Origin of the sequence: Pseudooctadecabacter sp. (genome assembly GCF_020627745.1) — a bacterium.
Taxonomy (GTDB): Bacteria; Pseudomonadota; Alphaproteobacteria; order Rhodobacterales; family Rhodobacteraceae; genus Octadecabacter.
In genome coordinates this window covers 1-24,308 of sequence record NZ_JAHDGE010000032.1, presented here as the reverse complement: position 1 = coordinate 24,308, position 24,308 = coordinate 1, and the positions used below count along the sequence as shown (strand labels likewise).

Sequence of the window (24,308 nt, the reverse complement as noted above, 5' to 3'; positions counted from 1 at the left end):
GGGTGCGTCAGGCGGATTGGTGTGTGTTGGCGCAACACGAAGGTCGCGGCCCCTCAGGGCGCAACCGGTTCGGGCGGGTCAGCGGTCAGCCAATGAACCATCAGACCGGTACGGATTTACGGCGCGGTTCCCTTTTCGACGGCATCCAGGACGGCCGCGATATCCTCAGGCGTCAGGTTGTAATCGCGCGCTGCGGCATCGGCGGTGATATAGCCGCGGGCAAGGTCGCGTTTCACGAGGGCCTTGGGACGTTCCGCCGGATCGCCGTAACCCGCGCCACCGGGGAAAGCCATCAGGACGCGCCGCCCGTGGGCCACAAACTGCTTGCCCTTGCCCCGCATGGGCGTGCCGTCGTCCTGTGCAATGGTGGTGGGCGCACCCGGCTGGCCGCCACGGCGGCCACGGGCAGGATGATCCACGCGGTCGAACATGGCCTGAATGTCAAATTCATGCCCCTCCTGCGCGCCGACTTCCATGTATTGGCCCAAACCCCCACGGGTCTTGCCCGCGCCGCCTGAATCGGGTCGCAATTCCTTGCGCCAGATGATGACGGGGCCCGCGTGTTCCGTGGCCTCGATCGGCATGGTCATCACGCCCGAGGGGAAGGCCGTGGCGTTCAGCCCGTCATGACCCGGGCGCGCGCCGGAGCCGCCGGAGTTGAAGGTCAGAACCTCAGCGCGGCGGGCATGGGACGGGGCAGGGGCGTCGGTTCGGGGCCGTAGAGAGACCTGGAAATTGCACAGACAGCCCGCCCCTTCGGCGGGCACCAGACCGGGCACGATTTTGTCGAACGCGTTGAACACCGCGTCGGGTACAAAATGCCCCACGATGTGGCGCAAGGCCACGGGGGCGGGGTGCAGGGCGTTGACGATGGTGTTTTCGGGCGCGGTGACCTCAAACGGTGCCAAGGACGCCGCATTGTTGGGGATTTCGGGCGCAATGGCGACTTTCAGCGCGTAGCAGGCATAGGCCTTGGCGTAGACCAGCGGGCAGTTGATGCCCTTTTTGTCCAAACCCGACGATCCGGTAAAATCGGACACGATCCGGTCGCCTTCGACACTGACCCTGACCTTCAGCGTGATGGGGCGGTCAAAGCCGTCCATCGTCATCTCACCGGTTGCGGCTGTCTGGGGCAGGGCCGCGATGCGTTCGATGGTGGCGCGGCGGGAATTTGTCAGGATGAAATCGGCAATCCCGTCCAGATCGGACAGGGCGAATTCCTCCATCATGTCCACAAGACGGCGGTGGCCGATTTCATTGCAGGTGGCCAGCGCATAGATGTCCCCGATCAGCTGGTCGGGTTCACGGACATTGCCACGGATAATCCGCGTCAGGGTTTCATCTACCGTGCCGCGATCCGCGAATTTCATGATCGGGATGTAGAGGCCCTCTTCATAGACAGAGTGCGCATCCGCCCCGAACCCGCGCCCGCCGATGTCGACGATATGGGCGGTGCAGGCGAAGAACCCCACAAGTGCTGCGCCATGAAACGACGGCGTGACCATGGTGATGTCGTGCAGGTGGCCGGTGCCTTCCCACGGGTCGTTGGTGATGTAGACGTCGCCGTCGTGGATGTTGTCAGGCCCAATGCGGCGGATGAAATGGGCGACCGCGTCTGCCATGGCGTTGACGTGACCGGGGGTGCCCGTGACCGCCTGCGCCAGCATCTGGCCTTTGACGTCATAGACACCTGCGGACAGGTCCCCCGCCTCACGCACGGAGGTGGAAAAGGCTGTGCGCACAAGGGCTTGCGCCTGTTCTTCGACCACGGAGATCAGGCGGTTCCACATGACTTGATAAGCGACATTGGACTGGGTCATCGGGCGGCCCTTTTTGGAATTATGTCAATACAGCCGTCCGGCTGGCAGATGGCATCACGGCTGGCGGGGACGATGATGGTGGTCTCATCCTCGACAATGGCCACGGGGCCTGCGGCCCGCGCGCCGGTGGTCATATCCGCACGGTTCACAACCTTCGCGTCGGTGAAGGCGGCGGAGGCCGCGTCGAAAATGGGGCGGGTGCCGCTGGGTGTTGCCATGTCGGGGCCGGTGGTTTCATCCGTGCGCGCGACGGGGTCCGGCGGCGTTGTGGCATTGACCGACCAGACGGTGATTTCGATGTCCATGCCATCGACGGGCCGCCCGAAGAGGCGCGTGTAGTCTTCGATAAAGCGCGCCTCAAACGTGGCAGCGTCGGGGGCCATGGCCTGTTCTTCGGTCAGGGTGATGGGAATTTCCCAGCCCTGACCGGTGTAGCGCATGTAGACTTTGAATTCCGACAGGATCGGGCTGTGGTCATCACAGGTGCGCACAAATCCTGTGGCCTCGGCCTGTAAATCCGTCAGCAGGGATTTGATCCGCGCGGGGTCAAAATCGCTGAGCTTCATGTAGACGCTTCGGTTCGCCTCAAAGGAAAAGGGGGCGCGCAGGAACCCGATCGCCGATCCGACGCCCGCACCGGGGGGCACAAGGCAGCGGTCCACGCCCAGCTTTTCGGCCAGACGACCGGCGTGCAGGGGGGCGGCACCGCCAAAGGCGATCATGGTGTATTCTGACAGGTCTTCGCCATTTTCGACCGCATGGACCCGTGCGGCGTTGGCCATGTTTTCATCGACCACTTCGGCCACGCCAAAGGCCGCTTCAATCGCGTCCATATCCAACGTGTCCCCCACCTGTGTGGTGAGGGCGGATTTGGCGGCATCGGCGTGCAACTGGATGGACCCACCGGCGAAATTGTCGGGGTCGAGCTTGCCCAAGATCAGGTCCGCATCGGTCACAGCGGGGCGGTCACCGCCACGGCCATAGCAGGCGGGCCCGGGTTCAGAGCCTGCACTTTCGGGCCCCACGCGGATTTGGCGCAAGGCATCCACATGGGCCAGCGACCCGCCGCCCGCGCCAATTTCCACCATGTCGATCACGGGGATCGAAATCGGCATGCCGGAGCCTTTTTTGAACCGGTAGGTGCGGGCGACCTCAAACACGCGGGAGGTTTTCGGCGTCTGGTTTTTGATCAGGCAAATCTTGGCCGTGGTGCCGCCCATATCGAAGGACAGCACCTTGTCCAATCCGTAGCGTGCGGCGATGTGGGCCGCAAAAACGGCCCCGCCCGCGGGGCCGGATTCCACCAATCGCACAGGAAAGTCGGCGGCATTCTGGATGGAGATAATGCCCCCGCCCGAATGCATCAAAAAGATGCGGCAAGCGACGCCTTCGGCCTGCAACCGGTCCTCAAGACGGCCAAGATAGGACGCCATGAGCGGCTTGATATAGGCGTTGGCAACGACCGTGTTGAACCGTTCATATTCGCGCATCTGGGGGGAGACTTCGGAGGAAATCGACACCGCCACATGGGGCAGTTTTTCCGCCAGCACATCGCGCACCAGTTCTTCGTGCGCGGGGTTGAGGTAGGAGTGGATGAGCCCCACCGCGACGCTTTCAAAGCCCGCTTGCGCGATTTGGTCGACGATGGCTTCAACCTCGGCCCGGTCAATATCGACAAGGATCTGGCCCTTGGCATCCACGCGGCCCGCCACGGTGAACCGCATCTGGCGGGGCAGCAGCGGGTCGGGCAGGTTGAGGTTCAGGTCATATTGTTCAAACCGCGATTCCGTCCGCATTTCAATGACATCGCGAAAGCCTTGCGTCGTGATCAGCGCGGTTTTCGCGCCACGCCGTTCGATCAGGGCATTGGTGGCAAGGGTCGTGCCGTGGATGATCTGGTCAATATCGGCGGGGGCAACACCGGCTTTGGCGCACACCTGATGCATTCCGTCGATGATGGCGTTTTCGGGGGCCACGTAGGTGGTCAGCACCTTGGTCGAAAACGGCACGCCGTCCTTTTCCAGTACCACATCGGTGAAGGTGCCGCCGATATCGACGCCAAGACGAAGGGTAGGTTTGGCCATTCGAAAACTCCTGCACGGTCGGTCAATGCAGATGATCTGATGGGGCTGCGGAAATCAAACAGAATAAGCGCAGGATGAAATGTCACACGATGATGCACCGCGTGACGCCGATACTGGCGAGGGGCGAAAGACCCCGAACAAGGCCCCACAAAAGGCAACCCCAGCCTTCTTGATGTGCACTCACACTCACATCAAAAAGGCCGGGGTCGGGAAAAGGGATTGTACTCAAAATTTATACTCAAATAGGTCACCCGTCGCGAACACGTCCGCTCGGGATGGGGTGGCCCCGGAACACACTCAGAACTGTGGGGCCGATGACATAGGTTTGGCAGGTTGCTGCGCGCCATTCTGTGTCCAAACGCACAGAGACCAACAAATTTTCGCTTTAGACGACATTGTGTGGCGCAAAGGTGTGACGGGGCAGGCGGTCGGCGGTCCGTCACCGGAGGGGTTGGGTGTAACGCCGGTTTGCCCCTAAAGTGCGACGCAGGCGGTTCATGCTTTTCCACCGCCATCAATGATTAACCTAGAATATGAGGTCCAATATGTTTCGAGTGTTCAGCCACATTCTGGCGTTGAGTTTGTCCACCGCAGGCGCGGTTCATGCGTCTGATCACCGCGACGCACCGCTGACGCAGGCCAATCCCATGTCCGACATTGGTGATGTGTTCCTGTTCAAGGGCGCGCAAGAGGGCGGCTTGGTGATGGCGATGACCCTGAACCCGTTGTCGGGCAGTGGTGCGCCGGGGACGTTGGGATCGGGCGACATTCGTCTGGATCCAGAACTGATCTATCAATTCAAGATCGACACTAATGACGATGCCATCGCCGATCTGGCTTATAAAATCCGTGTGCGTGACATCGACGGTGGCGGCCAGCGCCAGTCGCTTGAGATGCGGTTGGCCAGCGGGGCCGATGCGATTTCGAACGAATGGCGCGGGGTTGATCAAGGGGCGGGTCACACCACCGCGCTGAATACGGAACTGGAGGTCGTGAACGGCAAATCCGGTGAGTTGCTGTTTGTCGGTCCCCGACGCGATCCGTTCTTTTTCGATTTCAGCACGGTCGTGGCCCCTGCGGCTTTGGCGATCAAACAGGCGTTGTCGGGGGGCGATGGCCTGCCTGCGTTGCCGACGTCCATCGGGGCCTTTGGCGAAAGCGACATGACCTTGATCGTGCTTGAGGTGCCGTCGCTGGTCGACCAGACGTTAAATTTCTGGACGGTGGTGTCCAAGGACAACGGCGATGCGGTGGACCGGATGGGCCGTGCGGGCATTCAAGGCATTTTCTTTGTGGACCCGCCGCTGGGCTACAACGCGGAATATTACCTGCCGGTGAACCCCGATTATGCGACCGTAGGCGATTACAACAATGCCTATAACGCCAGCCGTCCGGTGGATGATCCGGCAAACTTTGGTGATCAGTTCACGTTCAGCTTTGAACGGCTGGAAGTGTCGCAGGATGATATCGCCGACAAGGTGGCGTTTTACACGCCCGATATGTTGCGGTGGGACCCCAGCGCGCCGGCGGGGTATCCCAACGGGCGAAGCTTTGCAGAGGATGCGATTTACTGGACCATCAAGGATGTGAACCCGTTCTTTTTCGCCGATCCTACGTCGTTCCTGCCCCGCATGTCCGATCAGGATTTGAATCTGCAGCATTTCCCCTACGTGCCGCCATCCATCAATCAGGCCTATGCCCCCGGCCTACCGGTCACGCCTGTGGCGCCAATCTATATGGACTGACTTGGCGTTGGTCCCGCCTGTGCGGGCGGGACCGCGCCCCCTAACTCTCCGCGATTTCAAGCCCGTCCAAAAGGCCGTCGCAATCCTTGATCAGGATGCTTTTGCGGCTCGCCTCGACAAGGCCGGATTTGTTCAGGCGGGTGATGGCGCGGCTGACGGCCTCGCGGTTGGCACCGATGAAGGTGGCGATTTCTTCATGGGTGGGGACTGAATCGAGGATCGCCCCGTCGACCAGCTTGCCCTGTTCCTGCGCCAGACGCATCAGATGCAACCGCACACGCGTGCCCACATCATGCACCACAAGGCCGAACATCCGTTCGTTCATCACGCGGACCCGTCGTGCCAGTTCAACCGCCAGATTGACAGCAAGTCGGGGCTGCCGTTCCATCAGGGCGTTGAACTGCGCGCCTTTAAGGCGGGCCACCACCACGTCCTCTTTTGCAGATACAGTGACCGAACGGGGCTGACCGTCCAAGGCAGCCATCTCACCGAAGAAGGTGGCCATGCGCATTTCGGTAAAGACAATCTCGCGTCCGCTTTCTGCGACCAGCTGCCCGATGACCGATCCGGATAACAGAAAATAGACGTCGTCGTTGGTATCACCGAAATGGAAGATGACCTGTCCGGGCGGAAACCGCTGAATCTGCATCATCTGCGCGGCGCGGCTTACATCGGCACTGTCTGCCCCTGCAAAGAAGGCATTTTCGGACAATAGGTTTTCTATATCAAGGACGTTTGATGACATAGAGGTTCCCCTGCGCGCGCGCGGATCGGACGGGATGCCCCGCAACGTGCGGGGGACGTCTGTGTCGTGGCACACAGACGATAAAATTCGTCCATGCATTCTGTCACAAAGCATATAAGGTTTACCCTGCGTCAGCAAGAACCACGCGGCATTGTGTGGTGTATTTATATTTGAATTTTCGAAGGATTACCGATGTCTAAGAAAGATATTTCCGCAAAATTGATGGCCTTTCATGCCGCCCAGAAAGCGCAGGGCAACATGAGCCTGAAAGACAAGCCCGGCACGTCGTCCCTTGCGGGCTGGTTCTTGGGGCCGTTGGCGGAGAATGAGGATATTCTGGCGCGGTCCGTGGGAAAAGCCGTGGGCGCACATTGTGACGCGCGGCGCGAATACGGGGCGCAATTTGGCGACCCCAAGTATGTCACAGATGATATCAAGGCGTCCGAGCCGTTCCGATCTACGATCGCTGGTCTTGACGAGAACCTTGATGAGTTGTTGCACGCCATGCACGGGTCCATTCCCCTGTCGAGCTATCGCAACCAGTCGCATATGTATTGGGATATCACGATGCCCGGTGCCATCGGCTATTTTGCGGCGATGCTGTACAACCAAAACAACGTGGCGGCTGAGGCATCGCCCGTCACCACCTTGCTTGAGATTGAGGTCGGCAATGATCTGGCGCGGATGCTGGGCTATACGGTGCCCGACGATCCGACAGCACCGGATGCAGGTATCGTGCCGTGGGCGCATATCACCTGTGACGGGTCCGTGGCCAATGGCGAATCCATTTGGGCCGCGCGGAACCTGAAATATCTGCCCGTCACCATGGCCGTCGCGATCCGTGAGATGGACGCGCTGAAAGACGCGCAAGATTTCGAGGTCACGAAGTTGGACGGGTCCAAGGCCAAGCTGGTCGATCTGGACGTCTGGACCCAGATGAACCTGCCCATTGACGAAGTCATCGCCATGGGCCTGAACCTGCAGGATCAGTGCGGCGTGTCGGCGGACACGGTGAAGGCCGCTCTTGATGCCTATTCGGTGCAAAACCTTGGGCTTGCGGATTTCCATCACCGGTTTGTGGGCCGCGAAGTGCCCAACTTCCCCATCATCTGCGCGCCGTCCACACGGCACTATTCATGGCCCAAAGGCATGGCGCTGATCGGGTTGGGGGCCAATTTCATGCACGATGTGCATGTGGACCGCGATGGCCGGATGCGGGTCGATCTGCTGCGCGAGACGTTGGAAGACTGCCTGCGCAACAAACGCCCCATTCTTGAGGTCGTGGCCGTCATCGGATCGACCGAAGAAAGTGCTGTGGACCCGCTGGCCGACATTCTGGACCTGCGCGATGAATACCGCGCCAAGGGACTGGAATTCACCGTGCATGTGGATGGCGCATGGGGCGGTTACTTCGCGTCGATGTTGCGCGAGGCCCCCGATTACAACCCCGACGGCGAAGCCCATGAACCCACGCCCCCCATGGTCATGAGCGATTACGTTCGCCGCCAGTACGAAGCTTTCCCCCGTGCTGATACCCAAACCGTCGATCCGCACAAAGCGGGCTTTATTCCCTATCCCGCAGGTGCGCTGTGCTATCGCAACGGCAGCATGCGCGATCTGGTGGCCTTTACAGCACCGGTGGTCTTTCACGGCGGGGTCGCCCCCACGGTCGGCGTCTACGGCATCGAAGGGTCCAAACCGGGTGCGGCGGCGGCGGGTGTGTACCTGTCCCATTCCATCATCCGGCCTGACCAGTCGGGCTATGGCAAACTTCTGGGCAAATGTATTTTCAATTCAAAACGGCTTTATGCGGAACTGGTCGCCATGGAAGGCGTCGATGAAATTGTCAAAGCGGTGCCGTTTCAACGCCTACCCGCCCAGAAAGAGGGCAAATCCGCCGCTGAAATCGCAGAGCAAATCCAATTCATCCGCGAAAAGATCGTCCCCCTTGAGAACCGCGAATTGATTGCATTGATGGACCGCGACGATGAGGTGCGCCGCATCTTCTCCGAAATGGGATCGGACCAGAATATCGTCACTTATGCGTTGAATTTTAAGACAAAAGACGGCTGGAACTCCGATCTGGCTTTGATGAACCAGCTGACCAACACGGTCTATGAAACCCTGTCGATCAGCGAATACAACGGCGGCGAAGTGCCCAAGCAGCCGATGTTCGTGACCGCGTCCAGCTTTGCGCCCTCTGACTACGGCCAGCAGTTTGTAGACGAATTCGGATCGCTGGCCGGTGTGACGGTCACAAAAGACACACCAATTCAGTTTTTGATCTCAACCACGCAAGACCCATGGGTCTCGGCCACAGAAACGGGCAACTATTTGCCACAAGTGGTAACGAGTCTTAAAACAACTGCAATTGATGTGGCGTTAAAGGTGATGAAGGACAGCGGAATTACACCGCCTCCGCCCTACCGGTGATAGCATCCCCGGCTGGCGGCCCTCGCATCGGTGTCGCCAGCTATAGGGGGAAGATATGTTGAAAATCGGTACCGGTTGGAGCGAGGATTCCGACACTGCGGAAGCCACGCGGGACGCATTGAAACTGGCGCAAGACCAGTTGGGCGGCCAGCCCGCCAAAGCCGCGATGGTGTTTGCCGCCATCGACATGGATCTTGAGGTTCTGACCCGCGAATTGGCCGAGGCATTGCCCGGTGTGCCTGTCGCCGGATGCACCACGGACGGCGAAGTCGCGGGGCCTGAGGGCTTTCTTGAGGACAGCGTCGTCATCACATTGTTTGCGTCCGACACCGTCGATTTTACCGTCGGGATGGGGGCAGGGGCCATCGGCACGCCGGCTGAGGCCACCGCAGATGCGGTGAACATGGCCAAGGCCGCATCCGACAAGGAACCGGCGTTGTGCATTGCCTTGCCCGAAGGTCTGGGCACCAACATTCACCACCTGCTGAACGGATTGCGCGACCAGCTGGGCGAAGACTTCCCGATTGTCGGCGGGGCGGCGGGCGACCAGCTGCGGTTCCAAGGCACCAGACAGTTCATGAACCAGACCATCGTCAACGACGCGATGGTGGTGCTGATGATGCACGGGCCGGTGATTTATTCCTGCGGTGTGGCCACGGGGTATGAACCTTTGGGCAACCGCCACACGATCACAAAGGTCGAAGGCGCCACCGTCTATGAGATTGACGACCGCCCTGCGGCGGACCTTTATGCAGATTACCTGCAACAGCCGTCGATCTTTTATCCCCTCGCGGTCTATGAGGAAAAACGTCAGTCTTTCGTGTTGAGTTCGCCGTTGAATTTTGACGAGGAAACGGGCGCGATCCAACTGGTGAACCCGGTTGAAAACGCAGCGCAAGTGCAGCTGGCCACAGCCACGCGCGATGAAATCGTTGATGCGGCGCGCACCGCTGTGCAAAGCGCCTATGCCGGTTTTCCATCCAATCGGACACCCGATGCGGCGCTTTTCTTTTCGTGCGCCGGACGGCGCGCCACGCTGGGCACGCGCACGGCAGAGGAATACGAATCCATCGCGGATATCGTCGGCGAGGCTATCCCCACGTCCGGCTTTTACACCTATGGTGAAATCGGCCCCGATCAGCCGCAGGGCCGGTCCGTGACCCACACCAACGCCTTTCTGGCCGTGCTGCTTGGTACACAAGAAACGGCATGACCGATGACGGCCCAGATGACCCTGCTGCGCTGATTGCGCTGACCCAAAAGGCCCTGCGCCGGGTTGAGAAACGTCTGGCCAAATCGGAACTGCGCCGGTCCGAACTGGAACATCTGATGGATACCCGTCAGGCGTTCCAGACACGGGTTTTGCAGCAGGTCGAAGAAGCCAAGACAGAGATCGAAAAGCTGTATGACCGGCTGAGCGCGGAACAGGCGCTGACCGAACAGTTGCTGCTGTCCATCATGCCCGAAACCGTGTCACGGGAGTTGCGGGAGGTCGGGTCCGTCACACCGCAGCGCGCGGCCAATGCCACGGTGATGTTCACCGATTTTGTAGAATTTACCCGCCAGACCGAACAATTGGACCCGACGGAACTGGTTGCGATCCTTGACCACTACTATTCCGCCTTCGACCGCATCGCGGCAGAGCATCGGGTGGAAAAGGTGAAGACCATTGGCGATGCCTTCATGTGTGTATCGGGTCTGAACGGCGAAAACGATGCCGCGGACCGGATGAACGCCGCTGCGCGGGCGATCCTTGCATTTGTAGAAGGCGCAAAGGCGGGGGAGTTGCCGTCGGGTATTCCGGCCTGGTCGATCCGCGTCGGGCTGGCCGCAGGGCCCGTGTCGGCGGGGGTTGTGGGCCATGACCGGCTCAGTTTCGACATTTGGGGCGATACCGTGAACACCGCGTCACGGATGGTGGCAGCCGCGCCTGTAAACGGCGGGGTGATGACACGACAGGTCTATGCGCAACTGACGCGTCAGGATGGCATCCGACCCCGTGGCCAGATCGAGGCGCGCGGTAAGGGAAAGATTGACGTGTTCGAGTTTGGTTGAGTTGCAAGCCTACAACCAAAAGCTGTATTTCGAGCGTAGTGTTTGTCAGCCGCTTTCGAGAATGCACTCTCGCTTTAACAAGGTTTGAAATATGGAGATGAAGGAGGCGCCGAAAGGCGCGGTGCAATGATCCGGATCGGGATTTTTCCATGGGATGAAATCGGCCATCTTGCCTTCCCTCCTGCGGCTGACGACATTCTATTCAAATAAATTCATTTAATTTCAAATCCTTAAATCTCTCTATTCCAAAACACATAATTTATTCGCCCTTTGTGTCTGCGCGCACATTCCTGACCATGCGATCCGCCTAAGGTCATCTGGCACGCAGATACCGGAGGGCACCATGGCGGACAATCCCAGCAAAACGCCGTTTGGCGACATTCAAAAGAACGGCATTATCGTTCTGCCATGGGTGACAGGCATGAGCGAGGGCGCAGGATTTGACAGCCTGTCGTTGCAACCTAAAGGTGCGCCGTATGATCCCCAAAAATCGGATTTGACACTGAAGCCCACGTCGGGGTCGTCTTCGCAGACATTTACGCAGGCGGTTCGCCGGATCGAAAGTTCAAGCCAGTTGAATGATGCCTTGTCGGTGTCGGCCAGCGTCAGCGCGTCTTACGGTTTGTTTTCCGCCACGGCGTCGTCGACCTTTCAAAAAGAAACGCAGGTGAACAATTATTCGCTGTATTTCCTTGTCAGTTCCTTTGTGCGCAACAGCGAAGAACAGATCACCCGCTACGCGCTGAGCGATGCGGCACTGGCGCTGGATGGCAATACATTCCGTCAGAAATACGGCGATTACTACGTGGGGGGCGTGGTTTCGGGCGGGACCCTGTATGCGCTGCTGAACCTGTCGACCAACAGCCGCGAGACCAAGCAAAAGATCACCGCGTCGCTAGATGCGAAATATTCCGGCGGGCTGTCTGTCGGCGGCAAGTTCAGCACGGAAATCAGTCACGCGCTGAAGACCAGCGGTGTGGATTTCAGTTCTGAGTTCAAAACGGCGGGTGCCACGGCCGAATGGAACGCTTCTGCCAAACACGACACGGTGGATGACATCATCGCGTCGGCAAACAGCTTTCCGGTCGGGGTCAACGAAGGGGGCGCGCCGATGTTCGCGATCCTGATGCCATACAGCCTGTTGGCGCAGGCACCACAGCCTGCGGACTCGATAAGCACAGCGGCGGTTAACGCGGTCCGCAAGACGTTGACGGCAATCTACCTGCAGGCCGATCAAATCCTCAACTCGGTCAATTATGCCTTGCAAAACCCCAAGCAGTTTTCGGCCGATATCATCGCCAAGCTGCCCAAGGTGCAGCACAAGATGACGCAGGTGATGCAGGACATTCAGTCCGCCAACGACGCCATCATGAAGGACCCCGCCAATGCGGCGTCGGTCAAACTGCCCAAGATGCCGCCGCTTACGGATATCCCCGAACGGTTGTGGGGCGGAAGTGTGCCAACAGTGTCCCCGGTTCCCAATGTGGTGCCGACCACCCTGCGGTATACGCTGGGTGAGGCCCAGACAGAGGTCTGGGCGATGACAGACAAACCGTTACAGACGAACTGTCAGCGCTATCTGGATCAGGTGACCGCGGATGTGACATCAAACTATTCCGCCGCGTTCAATTTCATCGCGACGTTAGCATCTACCGTCAAAGCCCTGGATGAAGGGGTGACCGCCGAGGTCGCAAAGAAGCTGGTCCAGTCTCTGGCCGGCGAAATCACCCTGCAGCAGACCAAATGGGACGCGGCGCTGGCGCAGCAAAAGGCTGCCTTCGGGTCCTTTGCAGGGTCGGACCCCGATACCACGTTGCCGATGTTCACAAAGGTTCTGAACCCGGTCATCTGGGACACCACCAGCGACAGCGTGACCTTTGGTGGTTCGGCCTACTGGGCCGCACTCGATACCATGGTCAAGGACCAGTTGGTCACGATCGCCGATGCCTGGCCGCAGGGCACAACCCCGTCGAAGGGCGGGCAGTATTTCCATTTCCCCGACAGTTTGTGGGCCTTTCAGCAGGCCGCCTTTCATGACGCCATGGAGACGCAGTACGTCTCCGTTCCGGCCTAATTTTCGAAGACAGGAGAAGAAGATGAGCAAGACAGGAACAGTGACCGGTCATGTCCATGCAAAAGGTGCGGTTGCCGGTGCATTGGTCGCCGTCCTCGACACCGATCTGGTGGCGTTGACAGACACGGACGGATCTTTCCGGATCAAGGACGTCCCCGCAGGGGAACGCAGTCTTCAGGTCACGGATGTCTTGGCCAAGCAGACCAAAACGGTGACGGTCCTGTCCGATGAAACGGTCGTCCTTAATTTCAGGGTTTCTCCCCTCGGGGGCTGACAAACCCTTCCCTTCAACATTCAAATTCAAGGATATTTTCAATGGGTACGCTTTGCTACAATCCAGACAGCTTCACACCAGACAACCAGCCCCTTCTGAGCAAGGGCCAGTGGCAGCAGGTGCAGTTTTACCTGAACAACTGCATGCAGCTGCCGACGAAAGTCGGTGACGATCCATCAAAGGGGGAGTTTCCCTACGCGGACAGTGTCGCTGTCTATAAAACCATTCAGGCCAGCGCGCATGATTTCCAGTCCGGCGCACTGAAAGGCGCAAGTGCCATGGCCAACACCCTTTACAATTACGGTGAACAGTCGAAGGCGACGTTCGGCGCGGTGGCGCAGCTGATTGCGAATGGATCGGGCGACCGAGTGGTTCTGCAGAAATTGCTGGGCAGCCTCAAGGCGGCGACGTCGGGGTATCAGACCGACGCGCAGGACATCTTTTCGGGCACGAAAACCTTTGCCGACGCCATTGGCACCGCGAAGGGCGATCTGACGGCCATCACCAAGAAATATGTGGATCAGGCCGGGGGGCTGAAATCCGACATCGAGACGCTGAAGGTTGATGTGGAAACACAGCATTCGATCATCACCGAGGCACAGTCGAAAATTCTGGGCGACAAGAAGGTGATCAACAGCACGGTCTATTATTCGTGGATCCCGTTGATCGGCACGATCATCGCCCTTGTTGAGATCATCACCCACGAAAAGGACATTCAGGACCAACTGAAGAAAATCAAGGGCGCGGTGACGCAGCTTAGTCAGGACAACATCAAGATCGCGCAGGATGAGGCCAGTATCGCCCAGCTGGTCTACGCAGAGACATTCAACACCAAACAGGTTGATCTGATCGCGCAGGTGCTGCCCAACATTCAAAAGATCGAAGGGGCGTGGGGCACCATCGGGAATGAGCTTGGCGATGTTCTGGGCAATATCGACAAGGCGTCTGACCCGTCCTCGATCCCCTGTCTGCAAAACGTCGCCTTGGCGACCGCCGTCAACGAATGGGAAACCGTGGCCAACGATGCGCACGACTTCATGCTGAACTTTTTTGTCCAACCGGAAACGTCGATGGCAAAAGCGGCCTAGACCGTTTGCCACCGCTGGCCGCCTGATACTGGCGTCTCGGTCCCTTCCTCAACCCTGTTTCAGGTGGTTTCCATGACCTCACCCAATTCGTTTTCAGCCGATGGACTTGGCAGCGCATTCGATACGCCGACGTGGCACGCTTTGCAGCGCTACATTCAGGACGCGCAGCATCTGCCGACGTCGCCCAATCCTGTGATCGAAGCCATTTTGCAAAAGCTGCAAACCGCCGCGACGGCGCTGAACGGCGGGGCCGTCAGCGATGTGCAAATGGCGGCCAACGGGCTTTACAATTATGCGCAGACGATGGTGACGACCCTTGGCGCATTGGGGCAGGTCGCGGGGTCGGGGGATAAGACCTCTGTCACAGAACTGATCGGCAATCTTGTATCTTCGTTGAAGGAGCCGATGGCGGACACCGCCAGAACGTCCGCCGGATTGATTAATGGCACGAACAGCACCTCCGGCGCGGGTAAGGCGCTGAAATCGGAGGCGGTGAAGGTTTCGGCCTTGGTGGGTGCGGCAAACGACAATGCAGCGGCAGGGACGGCCTCGCTGAAATCGCTTCTGAAGGCCGATCCGCTTGACCCTGACCAACTGGACGCCGCAATGGCCGATATCCGTGCCGCTGCATCCAGAATGTCCGGTCAAACCTTTGTTGGTCTGGCCTTTGATCCATCGAACGGCGTCGCGGCACTGGATGCGGCCCGTGACCAAATGTCCGCGGCTGGCCGCGCCTGTGCCACACTTAAGGCCGCGCTTGGCAGTTTGGGCGCGCAGATCGGCGCGACCCCGAAGGACAAGATCGCCCACCTGCCACAGTTGCAGCCCGACGTTCTGTCGTCGCAGGCGCAGGCATGGACCGAGATCGCCAAGGACCTGCACCGTTTCGCCCTGACCTTTTCAGCCGTCGCAGAATGAGCCTTGCCATGCATCCAATGGAGCGCGCGATTATGTCAAACGCCTGCTATACGCCAACGACGTTCCGGCCCTCTAACACGCCGTTGCTGTCATTAGGGCAGTGGCAGATGGTGCAGCTTTATCTGGCGGATGCCCAGAACCTGTCTTTCGCGGCAGGGGGCACATCCGACCCTGCGGTTCTTGCCATTTACACCCGCCTGAAGACACATGCGATCAACTTCGGCGGCTCGGTCCTGCCGACGGCACAGTTGTTGGGCAATCACTTGTCAGCTTACGGGTCCATGTCGCGGCAGAGTTTCGGCGCGATTGCCGATCTGATGGATGCAGACCTGCCCAACAAGGCCGCCATTTCAGAGTTGCTGGGCAACCTTAAATCCACCGCCCAAACCTACCGGACCACGTCGGAAACCATCTATGACGCTGTGACGGCATTCATCGCAGCCTGCTCGCAGGACGTGGCCGATCTGAAATCCGCCGCTAAGGCCGAACTGGCCAAGGCCACCCGCGACAATGACGAAATCACCCAGCTTCATCTGGCCTATGAGGCCGCTTATTCCGACAAGATCGAGGCACAGGCCAAAATCCTGAGTGACCAGAAGGTCATTGACGATACCAAATATTATAGCTGGATCCCCTTCGTGGGGACAGCCGTGTCGGTTGGGGAGATCATCGCCCATGAACACGACATCAAGGAACAGATCGCGCGCATCAACACCGATGTGGCCAAAATGCAGGCATTGACCAAGCAGATGAACGCCCTGCGCGCCGATATCAGCGATCTGACCTACACGGCGCAATACAACACGTCGATGGCCGGTGAAATTTCGGCAGCGCTTGGAAGCCTCGACCTGATCAGAGGGGCATGGGGCACCATCGTATCCGAACTGGATGATGTTATCCTCAATGTTGAAAAAGCCACCGCCGAGGCACTGAAGGACAATCCCTGCCTGTCCGCCGTAAGCCTTGCAACCGCAGCTGTTGAATGGGGGCAGGTGGCCGATGACGCCGAAAGTTTCGCGCTGAATTTCTATGTCCAGCCCAAAGCCGGGTGAGGGGATGGATATGACCGACACCACGATCAATCTGGGGCCCGGGGCAGGCGCCCAACCCTACGCAATCCCGCCGCAGGATTGGGCGATCGCCAACAAACGGGTGTCTGTCGTTCTTGATCCGTCCCGCGCGCCTGCGGTGCAGGCAAGGCTGACGGCCTTGCCCGTCTATGATCAGGTCGTCGGCGCATGCCGGACATGGAAAGCATCGACTTTTGACGATCTGGTGGCCTTCGGTACGGCGCTGGCTGGCTTTGCCCAAACCGATGCGCAGAGCTATCTGACGGTCATCGGCATGATCGTCAAAGCAATGATGGCAGGCGATACGTCCATGCAGGGGCGGCTGAACGACACCGTGAAGGGTTTGGTGGCCGACGCGTCCGGCCTTGCGGCGCAGGCGCAAACGCTGGCACCGGTGTTGAAATCATTCGACGCGCTTATGGGGCAAACGTCGGTTGCACCGAACGACGATCCGGTTTGGTCGGCGTTCTCGATCAATGCAGGCCTTGCGTTCGGGCAGTTGGGCGGGCGTTTCGGAATGATCGTGCAGGACCTGACCGATCTGCAAACGACCATCGCCCGTCAAATCGCCCATGATATGCCCGTCGTGGTGCATCTGGTCGATTTGCCTGACGCAATCCGCGATTGGACCACGGTGGGTGAGATGGCGGCGGGTTTTGTTTTGAACGCACCCGCGCAGCGAAAATTTCTCGCTGGCGACTGGTAGGGCGTAAGGGGACATTCCATGAGCACCGTTTATGTCCTGATTGTCGTCGATGTCGAAGGTGCGCTGGCCTCCGGCGATCTGGCGTCGCATGTCTATTTGATGGACACGACCAAATACCTTGGGTCGGGGTTCGAAGGCACGCGTGAATTGATGACCTCCCTCTCGGTGGGTGACACCATCGTATGGACTGCTCAGCCGGTCGATGCAGGCACCGAAGTGACGTTGGTTTCCATTTCCGGCCAGGCCGTGCGCGACGGCGTCGTGACGCCCGTGACCGACCCGGTGTCGCCCCACAGCCTGATGTCGCCCTTCCAACCCGCTGGAGGTGCCGCCAGCGGAACCACCTATCAATACGATATGACCCTGTCCCTTGAAGGGACGCACCTGCGCTTCGACCCGTTTCTGGTCGTGGCCTAACCATCACAAAGGAGAACCCCATGGGAGTGGTAAACGTTCTGGTCGCCGTCGATGTAGAAGGCGCGTTGGCGTCCCAAAATCTGGGTGCAAACTGTTACATGGTCGACACCAACAAATACGCAGGCAGCGGGGCCGAGGGCACGGACGAGCTGAAGACGACCCTGTCCATTGGCGATGAGATCGCCTGGTCGGTGGCCCCGATTGATCCGGGCACCAATGCCTCGATCGCCGGGTTTTCAGGAACGGCTGTTGATGATCACGTCATTGCGCCCGTCCAAAACCCGTTGTCGGACCAAAGCTATGTCACGAAATTCCAACCCGCTGGCGGCACCGCGGCGGGAACGTCGTTCCAATACACGATGACCCTGTCGTTCGAAGGCCGGCAGATGACGTTCGATCCCTATTTGATCGTCAAATAACCCACCCGAAAGGAGGTAGAAGATGGCAGACGTCAATATCTTGATGATGGTCGATACGGAGGGCGCCTTGGCCAGCGGCAATCTGGGTGCGAACATCTATCTGGTCGACACGAACAAACATCTGGGATCAAACCGCGAAGGGCAGGATGAATTGATCACCAACCTGCACATCGGCGACACCGTGGTGTGGTCCGTGGCCTCGATTGATCCGGGGCAGGACGTGACCATTGCCGGTTTCGAAGGCGTGGCGGTGTCGGACGGCATAGTTGCACCTGTACAAAGCCCTCTCTCCGCAGGGGTATGGGAGGCCAAGTTCAACGCACCGGGCGGCAGCACAGGGCAATCCTATCAATACACTGCCACGCTGACCTTCAACGGCGAAAAATCCCTGACCTTTGATCCGTTCCTGACCGTCGTGGATTAGTCCGCGCCCATGGTCATGGCCCGCGCGCGCCCTATCCTGTTGGGTCCAGACAGGAGGCCCGCGATGTCCGATAAACCCTTAAGCGACAAAGGGCTGCGCGTCCCCTCGGGGCGGCTGACACGCATGGCGCGTCTGGGCGGGCTGACCGCAGGCGTCGCGGGCAATATGGCTGCTGGCGGTCTGGCGTCCTTGGGGCGGGGTGAACGCCCCTCCATGCGCGGGCTGCTTTTGACGCCGCGCAACATCACCCGCGTGGCAGATGAGCTGGCCAAGATGCGCGGGGCGGCCATGAAGATGGGGCAGCTTTTGTCCATGGACACCGGCGATGTCCTGCCGCCCGAACTGGCCCAGATCATGGCGCGGTTGCGCGATGACGGGCACATCATGCCGCCCAAACAGCTTAAGCTGGTTCTTGAGGCGGCTTGGGGCGACGGTTGGCTACGGCGGTTCAAACGGTTTGACGTGCGGCCCATTGCGGCAGCCTCTATCGGGCAGGTGCACCGTGCCCAAACCCGCGACGGGCGCGATCTGGCCGTCAAGGTGCAGTATCCGGGCGTGGCGGACAGCATAGACAGTGACGTGGCCAATGTGGGCGCGCTGATCAAGCTGACGGGGCTTTTGCCCAAGGGGTTCGAACTGGCCCCCTATCTGGAAGAGGCCCGCCAACAGCTGCATATTGAAACCGATTATGCCGCCGAGGCGCGGTCTCTCCAGCGGTTTGGCGATCTGTTGGCGGGCGATGGCCGGTTCGTGGTGCCGGAGTTTCATGGCGATCTGTCCGGCCCCGACATTCTGACCATGGATTTCATCGACAGCCGCCCGATTGAGGATGCGGTGGCCGAAGACCAGTCCACCCGCGACCGCATTGCCGCCGACCTGATCGATCTGATGCTGGCAGAACTGTTCGATTTTGGCCTGATGCAGACCGACCCCAACTTTGCCAACTACCGCTATAAGCCCGACACCGGCCAGATTGTGCTGCTGGATTTCGGGGCTACGCGGGCTTTGTCGGGCCGTGTGGCCGACCAATACCGCCGGATCATGCGCGCAGGCCTGGATGGCGACCGTGCGGGACTGGTGGCCTGCGCCCATGAGATCGGGTTTTTGTCCCCCGATGTGGCCGCGCGTCATGCGGACCAGATTACTGATATGATGGAGGCTGTGTTTGACGCGCTGACCGCCCAGCCGCGTTTTGATTTCGCTGACCCTGCCTTGAACCGGCGGATGCAGGCCAAGGGCATGGCGCTGGCCGAAGACGGTTTTGTGCCGCCGCCCTTACCGGTGGACGCGCTGTTTCTGCAACGCAAGTTTGCGGGGATGTTCCTGCTGGCCGCGCGGTTGCAGGCGCGCGTGCCAGTGGCCAAGATGTTGGAGCATTGGATCAGCCCATCGCGTTCCCGGCCAACACCATAAAGGCGATCCCGAAGGCAATGCAGATCGGCGCATAGAGGCTTTCATCCAACCGCCGAAAGGGCTGTTCGGGGGCCAGCCGTTTCATCAGGGGGGAATAGGCCGCCACAGCGCGGATCTGAAAGACCAACGCAATCCCGAAAAGTCCCAACCCCTTCAATGTCCCCTCCGGAAACCACGGCCATGCGGCGGCGAACAGCAGGGCGACGACCACCACCGCGCAGGGCACCGCGCCGGGCATTTTGGTGATGCCTTTCGTCCCCACAACCGTGCGCGCCAGTTCAGCCTCATCATGGATGGGCCACCAGTATCCCAGCGCCCACAGAAGGTGAATTGCGGCAACGACGATCAACCCGGCCGAGGCGAAAATCGCCAGAAGGGTCATTGGGCGACGGTCACAGCGACGTAGGCATAATCCTCTCGCGGGGCGTCGGTGTCTTCATAGGCCACCAGCAAAGACAGGCCAAGGTCGGGAAGGTAGATAATGTCTTCATTGATGGTGAACCCGTCACTCTCATACCGGAATTTGGCCGGAATGGCGTCAAAGGTGCAGTCACCCACGGTGTAAGCGGTCATCTGACCATAAGTCTGGGTCTGGGTTTCGGGGTAGATGTCCCCATAGGCGTTGATCATGGTGTCCACACGCCAACGGGTGCCGGGTTCGGGCACCGGCAGCTCTGCTGCGGCCATGGGATAGGACGTGCTGACGATGCTGTCCGACAGGACCTGCCCGTTCTCCAGATCGGACAGTTGCAGCACATGGATCCCTTTGCCCAGCAGCGTCCGGTATGTGACGTTTTCCGGTGACAGGGCGTCGATCTGAACGATGCCATTGGGCCGGCTTGTGTAGGTGTCTGTTTCTCCGGTGTCGGTGGTAAAGACAATCCCGCTTTCCAGATCAGCCCCCGTAGGACAATCGGCCAGAACAGGGGATGCCGCGAGGGCGGCACAGCAAAGGGCAAGGCGCATTGGGTATCCTTCAGGCAGCAAGTATGGTTGCGATCTTTGCAGGGCTATGCGGACTTGTCGACCGTTGACGCGTCAGATTTGCTGTGCTTCGCGGCGGCGGTTCAGCGTCATCCGTGTCAAGAAGGCAGCGATGAACAGAACTGTCAAAACAAGAATAACAGTCGGCCCCGCGTCGGACCCTATCCAGAAGCTGAGGTACACCCCCAAAACCAATGATCCCGTCGAGGCGACAACAGCCGCCGCCAGCATGTGCCTGAACTGGCGGGTGATCAGGAATGCGATGGCACCGGGTGCAATCAGCAAACCAATGGCGAGGATCAGGCCCACGGCCTTCAATGTGGCCACAATCGTCAGCGACAACACTGTCAGCAGCCCGTAGTGCAGCAGGGTCACCGGCAGGCCGATGGCGCGCGCCTGTGCAGGGTCGAAAGCATTCAGCAGCAGGTCTTTCCACCGTATCAAAAGCGCGGCACAGACCAGCACGCCAATAACACCCGATGTCCAAAGATCACCAGAGGTCACGCCCAGCATGTTGCCAAAAAGGATGTGGTCCAGATGCACGTTCGTCTCAACTTTGGTGTAAAGAACCAGCCCAAGCCCGAACATGCCCGAAAAGACCACGCCCATAACCGTATCCTGACGCACGCGCGAATTGGCGTCGAGGTATCCGGTCAGCACCGAACAGACCATGCCTGCGATGAAGGCCCCCACAATCAGCGGCAAACCGGCGATATAGGCGACGATCACACCGGGCAGCACCGCATGGCTGACCGCATCCCCCATGAGCGACCAGCCCTTCAGGACCAGAAAGCACGACAGCAGCGCCGTGGGCGGGCCGATCAGCAGGGCGATGTAGAAGGCCCCGTGCATGAACGGGAACTGAAAAGGAAGGAAAAGGTCAGCCACGCAGCGCCCTCCGTGCCCGTGCGCGATTGGCCAGCAGCCCGTGTTTGGGGGCAAGGAAAAACGCCAGCGCGAAAAGTGTGGTTTGCAGGCAGATGATGATGCCCCCCGTGGCCCCGTCGACAAAGTAGGACAGATAGGCCCCCGCAAAGCTGCTGATCGTGCCGATGGCCACGGCGATCGCCAGAAGACGGGGGAACCGGTCGGTCAAAAGGTATGCCGTGGCCCCCGGCGTGATCACCATGGCGATCACCAGAAACGCGCCCACAGTTTGCAAGGCGGCGACACAGGCCGCAGACAACAGCACGAAAAAGATGAACCGCAGACGGTTCGGGTTCAGCCCGATGGACCGCGCGTGGTTTTCATCGAAGAAGGCCACCATCAGGTCCTTCCATTTTGCCAGCAGCACCACCAGACAGACCCCGCCGATGATCAGCAGCTGCAAGGTATCGCCCGGTGTGATGGCCAGGATGTTGCCCTGAATGATGGTCTGCACGTCCACAGGCACGGGTGACACGCTGACCATGAACAGGCCCAGCCCGAAAAAGCTGGTGAAGATCAGGCCGATGATGGCGTCTTCCTTCAACCCCGTGCGCTGGTTGAGGAACATCATCGCCCCCGCCGCCAATCCACCGGACAAAAACGCGCCCAAGGCAAACGGCAGGCCCAGCATATAGGCCCCCGCCACGCCCGGCACGATCGAATGGCTCAGCGCGTCCCCGATCAGCGACCAGCCCTTCAGCATCAGATAACACGACAAAAACGCGCAAACCGCCCCCACCAGCGATGACACCACCATGGCGTTCACCATGAAGCTGTAGGTGAAGGGTTCCAGCAGCAGCGTCATTCCGCGTCCTTTGGGGCCTGCGTGCGGGTCTGGTCGTCGTAGATCACGAAGGGGCGTTCGTCGTCGGTCAGGATGGTGACTTTGCGCTCGTCATCATCATCATGCAGGTCGTCGCCGCCCAGAACGAAGTGACGCAAGACACCGCCAAAGGCGGCCTCAAGGTTGGTTTTGGTAAAGACCTCTTCGGTGGGGCCGAAGTTCAGGACGGTGCCTTTGACGAGCACGGTTTGGTCGCAAAATTCCGGCACGGAGCCGAGGTTGTGGGTGCTGACCAGCATCACGCGGCCTTCGTCGCGCAATTCCTGCAACAGGGTAATGATCGCCTCTTCGGTTTGGACATCAACGCCGGTGAAGGGTTCATCCAGCAGGATCACCTGACCGTTTTGCGCCAAGGCACGGGCGAGGAAGACGCGTTTGCGCTGTCCGCCCGACAGCTCCCCGATCTGGCGGGTGCGAAAGTCGGTCATGCCCACGCGGGCCAGCGCGTCGGTGACGGCAGTGTGATCCTTGTCCGACGGGCGGCGCAGCAGGCCCATATGGCCGTAGCGGCCCATCATCACCACGTCTTCGACGAGGACGGGGAAGGACCAATCGACCTCCTCCGCCTGCGGCACATAGGCCACGATCCCCGCTTTGATGGCCTGTTTGACGGTCTGGCCCAACACGCCGATTTCACCGGCCGCCGCAGGCAAAAAACCCATGATCGCCTTGAACAGCGTGGATTTTCCAGCACCGTTGACGCCGACAAGGGCCGCAATCGTGCCGCGCGGGATGGCAAAAGACGCGTCTTTCAACGCGGTCGTGCCATTGCGATAGGTCACGGTCACGCCATCGGCATAAAGCCCCGCTTGGTTCTTGGACGTCTGGTGCGGGGCGGGGGGCGGCCGGGTGTCGAGGGGGTTCACTGGGTCAGACCTTCCACCACGGTTTCGGTCGTCACGCGCAGCAGGTCCAGATAGGTGGGCACCGGCCCGTCCTCTAACGATAGACTGTCCACATAAAGCACGCCGCCGTAGGCCGCGCCGGTTTCGCGGGCGACCTGTTCGGCGGGGTCGGTGTTGACCGTACTTTCACAGAATACCGCAGGCACGTCATTGGCGCGCACGGTGTCGATAACCGCGCGGACCTGTTGCGGGGTGCCGGTCTGGTCGGCGTTCATGGGCCAAAGGTAGGCCTCCCGCAGGCCGAAATCGCGGGCCAGATAGCTGAACGCGCCTTCGCAGGTAACCAGCCAGCGCTGGGCATCAGGGATGTCCACGATCTGGTCGCGCAGGGGGGCAATAGTGTCGGTGATTTCGGCCTTGTAGGCTGCGGCATTGGCAGCATAGGTGGCGGCATTGTCGGGGTCATGTTCGGACATGGCAGCCGCGATATTGTCCACGTAGATCAACGCATTATCCAGCGACATCCAGGCGTGGGGGTTGGGCAGACCTTCGTAACTGCCCTCACGGATCGGCAAGGGTTCGATGCCTTCGGAAATGGTGGCCGACGGAATGGGGCCAAGGTTGCCGATGAACTGTTCGAACCACAGCTCTAGATTCATGCCGTTCCACAAAATCAGATCCGCATCCGAGGCCCGCAAAAGATCGCGCGGGGTGGGTTGATAGCCGTGGATTTCCGCGCCCGCACGGGTGATGGATTCAACCGTCGCTGCGTCCCCGGCCACGTTGCGGGCCATATCCGCGATGACGGTGAATGTGGTCACGACCTTAAAATCCTGCGCCATGGCGCTGGTCGACAGGCAGATCGCGGTGGCCGTGAGGGTGAGAAATCGCATGGAAACCTCCGTTCATGATCAACAAAGGTATGTATCGCGATGCGGGGAAGTCAATGCAATTGAGAATTATTCTCAATAAAAGGTGTTGGGAGTCAGTACCGGCCCGCAGCGGTATACCACGCCGCCAAGG

Annotated in this window: 24 protein-coding genes; 14 read left to right on the top strand and 10 right to left on the bottom strand. The window is 59.7% G+C overall.

Going from position 1 to position 24,308, the window contains the following annotated elements; translation table 11 throughout:
* Positions 1-116 precede the first annotated feature (116 nt).
* Both QZ653_RS12020 and QZ653_RS12015 read right to left on the bottom strand, forming a co-directional pair.
* Positions 117-1,820 (bottom strand): hydantoinase B/oxoprolinase family protein, encoded by a 1,704-nt coding sequence (locus tag QZ653_RS12020; RefSeq protein ID WP_296420332.1) that lies wholly within the window; start codon positions 1,818-1,820, stop codon positions 117-119.
* The gene (locus QZ653_RS12015) at positions 1,817-3,904 is read right to left on the bottom strand and encodes a hydantoinase/oxoprolinase family protein (RefSeq protein ID WP_296420331.1); all 2,088 of its coding nucleotides are present in this window, start codon (positions 3,902-3,904) and stop codon (positions 1,817-1,819) included. Before QZ653_RS12015 ends, QZ653_RS12020 begins: the two co-directional genes overlap by 4 nt.
* A 545-nt stretch (positions 3,905-4,449) precedes the next feature.
* On the opposite strand from QZ653_RS12015, the gene QZ653_RS12010 reads away from it, so the two are divergent.
* The gene (locus QZ653_RS12010) at positions 4,450-5,649 is read left to right on the top strand and encodes a DUF4331 family protein (RefSeq protein ID WP_296420330.1); all 1,200 of its coding nucleotides are present in this window, start codon (positions 4,450-4,452) and stop codon (positions 5,647-5,649) included.
* Between the two features lie 40 nt (positions 5,650-5,689).
* Here QZ653_RS12010 and QZ653_RS12005 read toward each other — a convergent pair whose 3' ends face one another.
* Positions 5,690-6,394: a Crp/Fnr family transcriptional regulator gene (locus tag QZ653_RS12005; RefSeq protein ID WP_296420329.1), complete on the bottom strand. Its 705-nt coding sequence runs from the start codon at positions 6,392-6,394 to the stop codon at positions 5,690-5,692.
* A 192-nt stretch (positions 6,395-6,586) separates the two neighbouring features.
* Between QZ653_RS12005 and QZ653_RS12000 the strand changes: the two genes are divergently transcribed.
* From QZ653_RS12000 to QZ653_RS11990, 3 genes are read left to right on the top strand one after another with little or no spacing between them, the layout of a single operon-like run.
* Positions 6,587-8,827 (top strand): pyridoxal phosphate-dependent decarboxylase family protein, encoded by a 2,241-nt coding sequence (locus QZ653_RS12000; RefSeq protein WP_296420328.1) that lies wholly within the window; start codon positions 6,587-6,589, stop codon positions 8,825-8,827.
* A gap of 55 nt (positions 8,828-8,882) precedes the next feature.
* On the top strand, positions 8,883-10,040 hold the full coding sequence (locus QZ653_RS11995; RefSeq protein WP_296420327.1) for an FIST signal transduction protein: 1,158 nt from the start codon (positions 8,883-8,885) through the stop codon (positions 10,038-10,040).
* Complete coding sequence (locus QZ653_RS11990; protein WP_296420326.1) at positions 10,037-10,882, top strand: adenylate/guanylate cyclase domain-containing protein; 846 nt, start codon at positions 10,037-10,039, stop codon at positions 10,880-10,882. Before QZ653_RS11995 ends, QZ653_RS11990 begins: the two co-directional genes overlap by 4 nt.
* Positions 10,883-10,927: 45 nt before the next feature.
* On the opposite strand, the gene QZ653_RS11985 is transcribed toward QZ653_RS11990, so the two are convergent.
* Complete coding sequence (locus tag QZ653_RS11985) at positions 10,928-11,050, bottom strand: hypothetical protein (RefSeq protein WP_296420325.1); 123 nt, start codon at positions 11,048-11,050, stop codon at positions 10,928-10,930.
* 175 nt (positions 11,051-11,225) lie between these two features.
* Between QZ653_RS11985 and QZ653_RS11980 the strand changes: the two genes are divergently transcribed.
* From QZ653_RS11980 to QZ653_RS11935, 10 genes are all read left to right on the top strand, one after another.
* A complete protein-coding gene (locus QZ653_RS11980) occupies positions 11,226-12,956 on the top strand; it encodes a hypothetical protein (RefSeq protein ID WP_296420324.1) in 1,731 nt (576 codons plus the stop codon).
* 22 nt (positions 12,957-12,978) lie between these two features.
* A complete protein-coding gene (locus QZ653_RS11975; RefSeq protein WP_296420323.1) occupies positions 12,979-13,230 on the top strand; it encodes a carboxypeptidase regulatory-like domain-containing protein in 252 nt (83 codons plus the stop codon).
* Positions 13,231-13,271: 41 nt separating this feature from the next.
* Positions 13,272-14,318 (top strand): hypothetical protein, encoded by a 1,047-nt coding sequence (locus QZ653_RS11970; RefSeq protein WP_296420322.1) that lies wholly within the window; start codon positions 13,272-13,274, stop codon positions 14,316-14,318.
* 72 nt (positions 14,319-14,390) lie between these two features.
* On the top strand, positions 14,391-15,236 hold the full coding sequence (locus QZ653_RS11965) for a hypothetical protein (RefSeq protein ID WP_296420321.1): 846 nt from the start codon (positions 14,391-14,393) through the stop codon (positions 15,234-15,236).
* A 32-nt stretch (positions 15,237-15,268) separates the two neighbouring features.
* A complete protein-coding gene (locus QZ653_RS11960; protein ID WP_296420320.1) occupies positions 15,269-16,288 on the top strand; it encodes a hypothetical protein in 1,020 nt (339 codons plus the stop codon).
* A 10-nt stretch (positions 16,289-16,298) separates the two neighbouring features.
* Positions 16,299-17,012 (top strand): hypothetical protein, encoded by a 714-nt coding sequence (locus QZ653_RS11955; protein ID WP_296420319.1) that lies wholly within the window; start codon positions 16,299-16,301, stop codon positions 17,010-17,012.
* An 18-nt stretch (positions 17,013-17,030) separates the two neighbouring features.
* Positions 17,031-17,429 carry a hypothetical protein gene (locus tag QZ653_RS11950; protein ID WP_296420318.1) on the top strand — a complete coding sequence of 133 codons (399 nt, stop codon included), beginning with the start codon at positions 17,031-17,033 and terminating at the stop codon, positions 17,427-17,429.
* A gap of 20 nt (positions 17,430-17,449) precedes the next feature.
* Positions 17,450-17,848 carry a hypothetical protein gene (locus tag QZ653_RS11945; protein ID WP_296420317.1) on the top strand — a complete coding sequence of 133 codons (399 nt, stop codon included), beginning with the start codon at positions 17,450-17,452 and terminating at the stop codon, positions 17,846-17,848.
* A 22-nt stretch (positions 17,849-17,870) separates the two neighbouring features.
* Positions 17,871-18,272, top strand: a complete 402-nt coding sequence (locus tag QZ653_RS11940) for a hypothetical protein (RefSeq protein ID WP_296420316.1) — start codon at positions 17,871-17,873, stop codon at positions 18,270-18,272.
* 63 nt (positions 18,273-18,335) lie between these two features.
* Entirely contained in the window at positions 18,336-19,685 is a 1,350-nt protein-coding gene (locus tag QZ653_RS11935) for an ABC1 kinase family protein (RefSeq protein WP_296420315.1), read from the top strand.
* Here QZ653_RS11935 and QZ653_RS11930 read toward each other — a convergent pair.
* The 6 genes from QZ653_RS11930 to QZ653_RS11905 form a co-directional block, all read right to left on the bottom strand.
* Complete coding sequence (locus QZ653_RS11930) at positions 19,654-20,067, bottom strand: DUF3995 domain-containing protein (RefSeq protein WP_296420314.1); 414 nt, start codon at positions 20,065-20,067, stop codon at positions 19,654-19,656. The two genes, QZ653_RS11935 and QZ653_RS11930, sit on opposite strands and share 32 nt — an antisense overlap.
* On the bottom strand, positions 20,064-20,651 hold the full coding sequence (locus QZ653_RS11925) for a hypothetical protein (RefSeq protein ID WP_296420313.1): 588 nt from the start codon (positions 20,649-20,651) through the stop codon (positions 20,064-20,066). Before QZ653_RS11925 ends, QZ653_RS11930 begins: the two co-directional genes overlap by 4 nt.
* Positions 20,652-20,723: 72 nt before the next feature.
* Positions 20,724-21,521, bottom strand: coding sequence for a metal ABC transporter permease (locus tag QZ653_RS11920; protein ID WP_296420338.1), 798 nt, complete (start codon positions 21,519-21,521; stop codon positions 20,724-20,726).
* Positions 21,522-21,549: 28 nt separating this feature from the next.
* Entirely contained in the window at positions 21,550-22,401 is an 852-nt protein-coding gene (locus tag QZ653_RS11915; protein ID WP_296420312.1) for a metal ABC transporter permease, read from the bottom strand.
* Complete coding sequence (locus QZ653_RS11910) at positions 22,398-23,306, bottom strand: manganese/iron ABC transporter ATP-binding protein (RefSeq protein WP_296420311.1); 909 nt, start codon at positions 23,304-23,306, stop codon at positions 22,398-22,400. The genes QZ653_RS11915 and QZ653_RS11910 overlap by 4 nt, the downstream gene beginning before the upstream one ends.
* Positions 23,303-24,178 (bottom strand): metal ABC transporter substrate-binding protein, encoded by an 876-nt coding sequence (locus tag QZ653_RS11905; RefSeq protein ID WP_296420310.1) that lies wholly within the window; start codon positions 24,176-24,178, stop codon positions 23,303-23,305. Before QZ653_RS11905 ends, QZ653_RS11910 begins: the two co-directional genes overlap by 4 nt.
* Positions 24,179-24,308 lie beyond the last annotated feature (130 nt).

Coding starts and splice junctions, on each gene's coding strand:
- QZ653_RS11965 (WP_296420321.1), top strand. CDS start 14,391: ATGACCTCACCCAATTCGTTTTCAGCCGATGGACTTGGCAGCGCATTC.
- QZ653_RS11990 (WP_296420326.1), top strand. CDS start 10,037: ATGACCGATGACGGCCCAGATGACCCTGCTGCGCTGATTGCGCTGACC.
- QZ653_RS11935 (WP_296420315.1), top strand. CDS start 18,336: ATGTCCGATAAACCCTTAAGCGACAAAGGGCTGCGCGTCCCCTCGGGG.
- QZ653_RS11940 (WP_296420316.1), top strand. CDS start 17,871: ATGGCAGACGTCAATATCTTGATGATGGTCGATACGGAGGGCGCCTTG.
- QZ653_RS11930 (WP_296420314.1), bottom strand. CDS start 20,067: ATGACCCTTCTGGCGATTTTCGCCTCGGCCGGGTTGATCGTCGTTGCC.
- QZ653_RS11945 (WP_296420317.1), top strand. CDS start 17,450: ATGGGAGTGGTAAACGTTCTGGTCGCCGTCGATGTAGAAGGCGCGTTG.
- QZ653_RS12020 (WP_296420332.1), bottom strand. CDS start 1,820: ATGACCCAGTCCAATGTCGCTTATCAAGTCATGTGGAACCGCCTGATC.
- QZ653_RS11925 (WP_296420313.1), bottom strand. CDS start 20,651: ATGCGCCTTGCCCTTTGCTGTGCCGCCCTCGCGGCATCCCCTGTTCTG.
- QZ653_RS12015 (WP_296420331.1), bottom strand. CDS start 3,904: ATGGCCAAACCTACCCTTCGTCTTGGCGTCGATATCGGCGGCACCTTC.
- QZ653_RS11920 (WP_296420338.1), bottom strand. CDS start 21,521: ATGCACGGGGCCTTCTACATCGCCCTGCTGATCGGCCCGCCCACGGCG.
- QZ653_RS11980 (WP_296420324.1), top strand. CDS start 11,226: ATGGCGGACAATCCCAGCAAAACGCCGTTTGGCGACATTCAAAAGAAC.
- QZ653_RS12000 (WP_296420328.1), top strand. CDS start 6,587: ATGTCTAAGAAAGATATTTCCGCAAAATTGATGGCCTTTCATGCCGCC.
- QZ653_RS11975 (WP_296420323.1), top strand. CDS start 12,979: ATGAGCAAGACAGGAACAGTGACCGGTCATGTCCATGCAAAAGGTGCG.
- QZ653_RS11955 (WP_296420319.1), top strand. CDS start 16,299: ATGACCGACACCACGATCAATCTGGGGCCCGGGGCAGGCGCCCAACCC.
- QZ653_RS11915 (WP_296420312.1), bottom strand. CDS start 22,401: ATGACGCTGCTGCTGGAACCCTTCACCTACAGCTTCATGGTGAACGCC.
- QZ653_RS11985 (WP_296420325.1), bottom strand. CDS start 11,050: ATGGCCGATTTCATCCCATGGAAAAATCCCGATCCGGATCATTGCACC.
- QZ653_RS11960 (WP_296420320.1), top strand. CDS start 15,269: ATGTCAAACGCCTGCTATACGCCAACGACGTTCCGGCCCTCTAACACG.
- QZ653_RS11970 (WP_296420322.1), top strand. CDS start 13,272: ATGGGTACGCTTTGCTACAATCCAGACAGCTTCACACCAGACAACCAG.
- QZ653_RS12010 (WP_296420330.1), top strand. CDS start 4,450: ATGTTTCGAGTGTTCAGCCACATTCTGGCGTTGAGTTTGTCCACCGCA.
- QZ653_RS11905 (WP_296420310.1), bottom strand. CDS start 24,178: ATGCGATTTCTCACCCTCACGGCCACCGCGATCTGCCTGTCGACCAGC.
- QZ653_RS12005 (WP_296420329.1), bottom strand. CDS start 6,394: ATGTCATCAAACGTCCTTGATATAGAAAACCTATTGTCCGAAAATGCC.
- QZ653_RS11995 (WP_296420327.1), top strand. CDS start 8,883: ATGTTGAAAATCGGTACCGGTTGGAGCGAGGATTCCGACACTGCGGAA.
- QZ653_RS11950 (WP_296420318.1), top strand. CDS start 17,031: ATGAGCACCGTTTATGTCCTGATTGTCGTCGATGTCGAAGGTGCGCTG.